The organism is Pseudoalteromonas sp. Of7M-16 (assembly GCF_022347805.1).
Classification (GTDB): Bacteria; Pseudomonadota; Gammaproteobacteria; order Enterobacterales; family Alteromonadaceae; genus Pseudoalteromonas; species Pseudoalteromonas luteoviolacea_F.
The window spans coordinates 13,111-20,757 of sequence record NZ_JAKRFY010000007.1 but is presented as its reverse complement, the minus strand read 5'-3'; the positions used below and the strand labels follow the sequence as shown (position 1 = coordinate 20,757).

Genomic DNA, 7,647 nt, shown 5'->3' with positions numbered 1-7,647 from the left:
CAAACTTGAAAATGACTGGATTTATATTAAAGTACTGAGATTGAGATGGAATAATCAAGGAAAATACTATGGATATAAAATCTTCTCTTCAAAAGTCACAACATGACTTAATCAGCAATAACGCGGCTTTAACAAAAACAAAATCTACGACCATTGATACACAATCTCGCGCTGAAAAGCTCATTGCAGCCCCAACATCGATTGAGAATACGGCTGTCGTAAGCGAAGAAGAAGTAAAGAGGTTTCAACAAGAAGCGTATGACTATAATGTGAAGAACTTCGAAATACAGGACAAAACACAAGCCGCTTTTGCAACAACACTAAAAGAGTTTGGAAAGTTTAAAGATGCGCAGTCGACTTTACATCCAAATATCGATTTAAGCACACTCGACCTTGCTCAACAAGAAGATGGCTCTCTCCAACTGGTAGGTGGAAATATAACTGAAGCGCTCCGAGCCGATCTGGAGGCACAAATAAATGAAAACGAGGAGCTGAAAAGCGCTTACAAGCAAGTACATGAAGGTATGGCAGATATTGTTCGCTATTTTGACGTAAATAGTAATGTTGAAGCTAAAGACTTTTACGGAAAATTTAGACTAAATGAGTTAAGTAACAGTTTTGAGAAACAATTTCATGATGACGGTTTTGGCCAAGATTATCATACGTTAGAAGAAAAAGTATTGAGCAGCTCTTTACTATTCTCTTACAAGATGGCTGATGCAATAAACCCGAGAGTAAATATATCAGCATAAAGCTCTGGCATAACCGACATGAGTATGATTTATAAAAAACAGTTCAACGCAACGTTTAACACCGAATTAATTTAAGTACACTTCATTATCACATACAAATAAAACTAGGTAATAAATATCACTGAGTTTTATAACATACAGAGCTCTTATTATATGGAGCACAGTTTTAAGTCTGCAAGTACTTATAAAAAAACTGCTATGATAATTGAGCTCGGTTGAATAGCATGGGCAAACAGGGATCGGTCGTAGTCGCAACAATGTCTCTTTAGGATAGAAATATGACAGAAGTTTGGATCGCAGCCCTTAATAGCTGATTTCCTTGAGTGTACATAGGCCGTGCGGACTCATTAGCACTTCACTTTAACATCGCGTTTAACTCAATTGATGCGAGATAGGTAAACAGAGGCCACTGTTGATAGGGCCTCTGCTTTATTGTTTAAATTGGGCGGAGTTGCTTTAATCTGCGTGTCGCAACAATCACCAAAACCAAAATAAACAGTGTGCTTGTCAACAGCTGCCAAACATCAATACCTTTAGTTAGCGTTTTTGCTTCAAATAGTGGGAAGTTTTCCACATCCGTTTTTGTCACTGGCTTATCAAAAAACATAAAGTCATAAAAGAAATGACGGATCTGTTGATGATACTCGGCTACTTGTAAACGGTAGTCTGCCTGATCTGCGCTGCTAGTATTTGCCAACTGATTCAATTTGAGCTGGAAAAACAAGGACGGAGATAGCACACTCAAGCGCTGTAAACTTTGCTGTCGCATCAGATTGGTCTCACGGTACTGCTGCCACAGTTGTTCAACCTCAACATCACTCAAATGCTGTTGGGCGTAATACCATTTCCAGTCAAACGCTTCACCTAATGGGGTCGTGTCTTGCCAGTTGGATTCATGCTGCAAAAATGTATTAAGGGTTTGCTGCTTGTCTTTATCCCACCCATCATTAAGCGTTACACGCTGCTTAAGACTTATTTCAAGTGGTGCGTTGGTTTGATATTGATTTGACAGATATAGGTGCACTGCACTGGGCAGTAACATGGCAAACACAACCCAACTACTTAAATAGGTTAAGCTATTAAACACACTGCTTTTGCCAAAGCTCATAATTAGCGCGGCAATGCTAAACCAAAAAACCATATATAAGCTGGTCGCAGCTAGTACAGTCCAAAATATGCCATCAAAAGGCAAAGACAGCAGTATTGCAGCGCTCACTAGCAGCAGTATAACTAACAGCCAAATCACAGCAAAACGCAGTGCAAGCTGCTTTGCCACTTGACTAAACGCGCTGGTTGGCAGTGCATTTAGCATTCGCCAGCGGCCCGCATGCTGTTCATCAGAAATCAGTGTAACCGTCAATATACCGATGACTAAAGGCAGCAAATATACCAATACAAAACCCAGATCTAAGCCACCGGTACGCTGCTGTGCAGGGTTGACAATCTCGCGGTTAAAAATCTGGCTTTGCAATGCAGTGGCACGCACTTTAGTTGCAACCATGGAAGAATGACTTTCTCCAACAAACAAAGCTGCCCATGGACTCAACTTCCACTCAGTCGGCGCACTGGCATAATAGGCAAGCGAACCAGCGGCAGGGAGAGTCTCTCTTTTATTGACGTGTTCACGTTCTTTTTGAAAAACTATTTTAGATTTGTATTGATCGATACGTAACGTTTTATAGCCTTGAGCACCTTGATAAATCGCAAAAATACCTGCAACTAAAAAGAGTAACAGAACGAGTTTGTTTACAGCCCCTGAGAACAGTCGCTTACATTCAAGTTTAAACAGTAGCATAAACTCTCCTTTGCATACCTTTTGAGTTCAAAGACCCAAACATCGCCAAGACCACCAGCAAAGGCAGTAACCAAACCAAAGAAAACGGACCTAACGACCAGCTCAATACTGGAGACCGATAAGAAAACGCTTCAAACTCTTGCCAGTAAGATTTATCAATACGTTGATCACTGTCGTTGTGATGATGGATCTCATTGGTGTGTAATTGGTTCAACTTTTGAATACGTGCGTAGCGATGCGCTTCTGCTTGTTGCTCAAAGTCCAAAAAGTGCCTAGTATCTGTGCGCGTCAGTGCCATTGAAAAATCGCGAACAAATAAATAGGGATTTAACCAGTAAAACTGGCTTACAAAGCGTTGCTGCGCCGCAAATTGCGCTAGTTGGTTTTCATAGTGCTTTTTATAGATTTCGGCATTGAGTTTTTCACCTTCTTGCATCACCAAGCCTCTATAATTGACTGGTAGCTCTTCCACTGTACTAACACCATACTTTTTGAGAGTGTCCTCTTTGAACTTGTTAAAATAAGGATCATTTGGATTGTGGCTGTCACCTACTTTGCGGTTATCTAACTTGATAGCCAACTCGAAGTCATTACGCTTTTGATGTGGGTACTGGTTGTGTGCAAATTCGGCCAGCATTCTAGGCATTAAAATGGTTAAAATAAACCATAAAGATGTGAGTAATACCAATGCTTGTTTTGGTGCTTTCACTAGGCTTGATACGAATAGGGTTAAGCCAATCCAAAATAAACAATACAATATATACACGGTAAATAGCAGCAACAGTCTCAGCGGGGCTTCAGAAGAGAAAGAGGCACCTGTGCTAAAGGCGAGTAATAATGCCAAAATAAACACTGGTAAGATAAATATCACTGACAACAATAAGTAGCTCAGACTTTTCCCAGTGATCAAATCTCTGAATGAAACGCCCATGGACATAAGCTGACGCAAAGTGCCACTTTTTTGTTCACCACTGATACTGGCAAAGCCTAACGCAATGATCAGCAGGGGCCAGATGGTTAAAAGGATATTAGCAGTACTTAACTCAGAGAACCTCAGTAACGTACCGCCGTCTTGATCATTAGCGAAGTTTGCACTGTTTTGTTTATGGGCTTCTAAAAAGATACTGTTGCCAACCCATGAGTTTACTCCTAAATCAAAAAAGCTTAGAGCACTTGGCGTTCTAAACGCAAAATGGCCAAAATGTGCAACTCGGTGTGGGTGTCTATCTGGCTGAGCTTCCCACTGCTGTTCTACCAAGGCCTGTGCCGTGGCCTGCGTTTGTGCATTGTGTTGATATTGCTGCCACCCAGTAAACAAGGCGATAGCAAGCAATAGTTGGATCATGATGAAGATCAACCACAAGCTAGGGCTTTTACGCTTACTGGCTAATTCGTGGCGAAATATCTTCATTACTCTGGTATTAATCATGTAATTATATTTCCTGTATAAACGCGGTGTTATTACGCAACGAGTTGTATTTTGCTGCGTTAATTGCTGCGTTAGCTTGCCTCGCGTATCGCACTTTTTCCTGAAATCAACTCATGGTAGGTATTTTCCAGAGTACTGAGCGGAAGTTGTTTATTATCGAGCAAAGTTAACAGTGTCCCTTTGTCCATGATGCCAATTTTATCCGCAAGGGTATGCGCACAATAAAAGTCATGGGTTACCATTAAAATGGCCGCACCTTTTTTCGCAAGCTGCTCGATAATACGAATAAACTCAAGGGTTGCACTCGGATCTAAACCTGAGGTTGGCTCATCGAGTAAGAGTACTTTGGCTTCACGAATAATCGCAAAAGCAATGCCCACTTTTTGTCTCATCCCTTTTGAATAATTTTTTAATGATTGAGAGCGTGCTCCTGGCTCTAAACCGGTCTCATCTAACGCGGCATTGATCTGTGCTTCAGACACAACTAGACCAGACAAACTGGCGAGGTATTTGAGGTTATCTATGGCATTAAATTCTTGATAAAGGTTTACTTGCTCTGGAAGGTAAACGAGTTTTTCCTTTGAGCCCGAACTGCTGTGTACATTCACACCGTCAATCAGCGCTTGGCCACTATCAGGCTGTAAAAAATTGAGAAAAATATTGAGGGTGGTACTTTTACCTGCGCCATTTGCGCCCAACAGACACATAATTTCGCCCTGCTCGACCTTAAAACTCAGGTCATTAATCACTTGTTTTTCTGAGAATGATTTATTTAAATTTTTGGCTTCTAACACAAAACACTCCTTATACTAAAAAATTCCGCTTCAGCAAAATGCATTGTCCCGGATACGGTGCACAATGCATTTAACTTGAGCGGAACTTGAAATATGCGATGAACGCAATATTGCTTAGTTATAACATAACACTTGTTGATTAAATAGAAACATTTATCATTTAACCTATCGGCACAAGAAAACTGGCTGTGCCTGTAAATGCGCCTCCCTCAACATGGATCTGCCCATTTTTATAGTACACAAGGTCTTTTGACAGTTGCTTCTTACAGTGTTTTGGAAAAAATCCTTCGAATCGAACTTCTTCTGTGATGTTAATAGGGCGCTTGAATTTAATATCTAAATCTCGCAGGTACACTTCCCCTACTTTTTCGGTAAGCTGATTATCCCAACAGCCATAAATAATGCCCAGCTGAGATATCCAAATCATTGCACTTTGTGCGCTAAAATGAAATTGACCATCTCCTGGCATTTGAAAATGCTCGACATTGATCCTGCCATCAATATAACCAGGCTCTAGAGATACTGAACTAAAAGACATACGCTCTTCACGCCAACCATTTTCTAAATAGTCCGACATATAAGCGCGCTGCTGCTGTGGTGTGAGTTGAATCATTTGATGTTCCTTACTTAATGGGTAGATGGGCTGGTTGTTTGACTTTCGTCTTCTTGGGTAGCGGAAGACATCAGCAGCGTGTTTAGTATCGCCGTAATAAGGCCAATGAAGATTAGGCAATACCATGCTAAGTGCTCATTAATGTTTGAAAGATCAAACGCAACGCCGACAACGCTACTGCCTGCGATCAAACCAACGCCAGCAAATAGATAAAAAAAGCCATAATGAGTTGCCACTGACTTGTCTTTAGCAAGTTCAGAGATTTGACTCATGATAAATGGGAAACTGACCATGGTACCCACGGTAAAAATAACTGCGAGTAAGCTAAGTGGTAGGTAATACAATACGCCTTGGCTATAAGGCCAGCTTGGAATAAGCGTTAAGAAAGACACCCCCATCAATGCAATACCAATACTTATCCATTGTTTTGGTGACAGCCAACGTTCACATAACTTAGTTACTGGAAACTGTAAAAATATTGAGATCAGGGCACATAGCGTTAGTACCCATGCCACATCTTGCGGCGCACCTTGCTGATTGACAATATGCATAGGTATTGCAAAGGAGATTTGGTTAATAAGCATAAAATAGCCAGCCATCACCGCCGAGAACTTCAAAAACTCTCGGTTACTCAGTACACCCGCTACCATCGCTTTTACTCCACCCTGTTTGGATGATGAAGACGCATTGGTCTGGTCGCTTTGCTGCTGTTTTTGATGTTGTGGGATCAATAATGTGAAAACAACCGCAAACATGGCAAATGGCAGTGCAGAGACGATGCACAAGATATCAAAACTGATATTGAGCAAAAGCAAACCGCAAACAGGGCCCAACAGTTCCCCGCCATTTCTCGCCACGCCAACCAAAGAAAACATTTGTGCGCGACTGAGCACTTGTTGCTTGGAAAAATACGCTTGTGCAGCTGGAGTAAATAGTGCCCCTGCAAACCCGGTTAAAAACGCAGCAAGAAATAAGATTGCCGTCACATCAGAGAACAGGAATAAACAAAAACCAAGCGCTCTTAGCAAACACCCAATTACAATGAGTTTTTTCTCGCCAAATAGGTCAGCTAAAAGACCACCAACAAGAAACAGTCCTTGCTGACAAAATGAGCGTACGCCAAGTACCACCCCAACCAAGGTTGCGCTCAGCAACAAATCTTGTTTCAAATACCCCGCTAAGAACGGGATCAGCATATAAAACCCAAGGTTAAATACAAAAGCAGCGATCAACATCCATCGATATTCTGCTGTCAGCTTAAAATATGAGGTAAAAATAGACATAATCTTAAACTGGCTTCTGCGCTATTAAAATTGAATGAAAATTATCAGCATAAGTTTGGATCTTAAGTTTCAGCTGAAACGGTGCTAGTCCCTGTTCGTCAATACTTGGATAAAGCAAGGTCCGCAGGTTGTATGCCGTTCGCACAACCAATTGTGAACCCGGCTTCATCTGTTCAAACAGGTGAGCGATAATTTTATTTTTTAGTGATTCATCACCAACAAGGGCCGCGAGCCAAATAACATCGTACTGCGCCAAGTTGCCTTGCTGACATATATCATTGTGAATAAACGTCATTTCATTGCCCGGTGAGAGTGACTGACACACTTGCTGGCCAAGCAACAGGTCTGGGCCATTGATATCTAGGTTATCAACCTTTAAACCCGAGTTGTGTAGCGCTAACGTCGTCAATGGCAATGCACCAGAGCCGACCATAAGCACGTTTTTCACAGGCGTATCCGCCAAAGAGTGAATGGCGTTTATTTCCAATCCAGTAGCACGTTGATAGTGTTTGTAATATGGATACTCGTTGCCCAACACCTCGTTTGGGTCATCACTTGCCACAATCCGCTCAGCCCAGTGTCGTTCGTATAAGCTTGAAGCGTGGCTAAACAGTTGCTGTATCCCAGGTTTAATTTTTTGGATCTGCGGCTGCGCAAGTACATTGTCGGCAAACTCACTACCATGCTCATTGGATAGCAAATCTAAAAATTGATGGAAGGTAGCCATGTTATCTGGCGTGATCTCAAGCGTGGACATTGACTTGATATGCTGGAACCCATCCACTATTTGAGTCGCGTGAATGGCAGCCTGATTTGAAATATTCATAAGTTAGTATTTACTGTATTGTCCCTATTTTTATGTTATAACATATCCCACAAGTAACCCCAATGTAAACTGCTCAACTGAAATAATTTCAATTAGTTTAGTTGGTTAGTTAAATTTGAAACATAATGTTTACAATCAAACCAGGTGCGAACAGA

7 protein-coding genes are annotated in these 7,647 nt (G+C 41.4%); 1 reads left to right on the top strand and 6 read right to left on the bottom strand.

Features of this window, described 5'->3' with window-relative positions; translation table 11 throughout:
- The first annotated feature begins 68 nt into the window (after positions 1–68).
- Positions 69–752 (top strand): hypothetical protein, encoded by a 684-nt coding sequence (locus MHN81_RS08860; RefSeq protein ID WP_239425555.1) that lies wholly within the window; start codon positions 69–71, stop codon positions 750–752.
- A gap of 436 nt (positions 753–1,188) precedes the next feature.
- Here MHN81_RS08860 and MHN81_RS08855 read toward each other — a convergent pair whose 3' ends face one another.
- From MHN81_RS08855 to MHN81_RS08830, 6 genes are all read right to left on the bottom strand, one after another.
- Positions 1,189–2,547 carry a DUF3526 domain-containing protein gene (locus tag MHN81_RS08855; RefSeq protein WP_239425554.1) on the bottom strand — a complete coding sequence of 453 codons (1,359 nt, stop codon included), beginning with the start codon at positions 2,545–2,547 and terminating at the stop codon, positions 1,189–1,191.
- Complete coding sequence (locus tag MHN81_RS08850; protein ID WP_023401998.1) at positions 2,534–3,976, bottom strand: DUF3526 domain-containing protein; 1,443 nt, start codon at positions 3,974–3,976, stop codon at positions 2,534–2,536. Before MHN81_RS08850 ends, MHN81_RS08855 begins: the two co-directional genes overlap by 14 nt.
- A 71-nt stretch (positions 3,977–4,047) precedes the next feature.
- Complete coding sequence (locus MHN81_RS08845) at positions 4,048–4,770, bottom strand: ABC transporter ATP-binding protein (RefSeq protein ID WP_023401997.1); 723 nt, start codon at positions 4,768–4,770, stop codon at positions 4,048–4,050.
- A gap of 160 nt (positions 4,771–4,930) precedes the next feature.
- Positions 4,931–5,383 (bottom strand): hypothetical protein, encoded by a 453-nt coding sequence (locus MHN81_RS08840; RefSeq protein WP_023401996.1) that lies wholly within the window; start codon positions 5,381–5,383, stop codon positions 4,931–4,933.
- Between the two features lie 14 nt (positions 5,384–5,397).
- On the bottom strand, positions 5,398–6,666 hold the full coding sequence (locus MHN81_RS08835; RefSeq protein ID WP_023401995.1) for an MFS transporter: 1,269 nt from the start codon (positions 6,664–6,666) through the stop codon (positions 5,398–5,400).
- Positions 6,667–6,670: 4 nt separating this feature from the next.
- Complete coding sequence (locus MHN81_RS08830; RefSeq protein ID WP_239425553.1) at positions 6,671–7,492, bottom strand: nicotianamine synthase family protein; 822 nt, start codon at positions 7,490–7,492, stop codon at positions 6,671–6,673.
- Positions 7,493–7,647 lie beyond the last annotated feature (155 nt).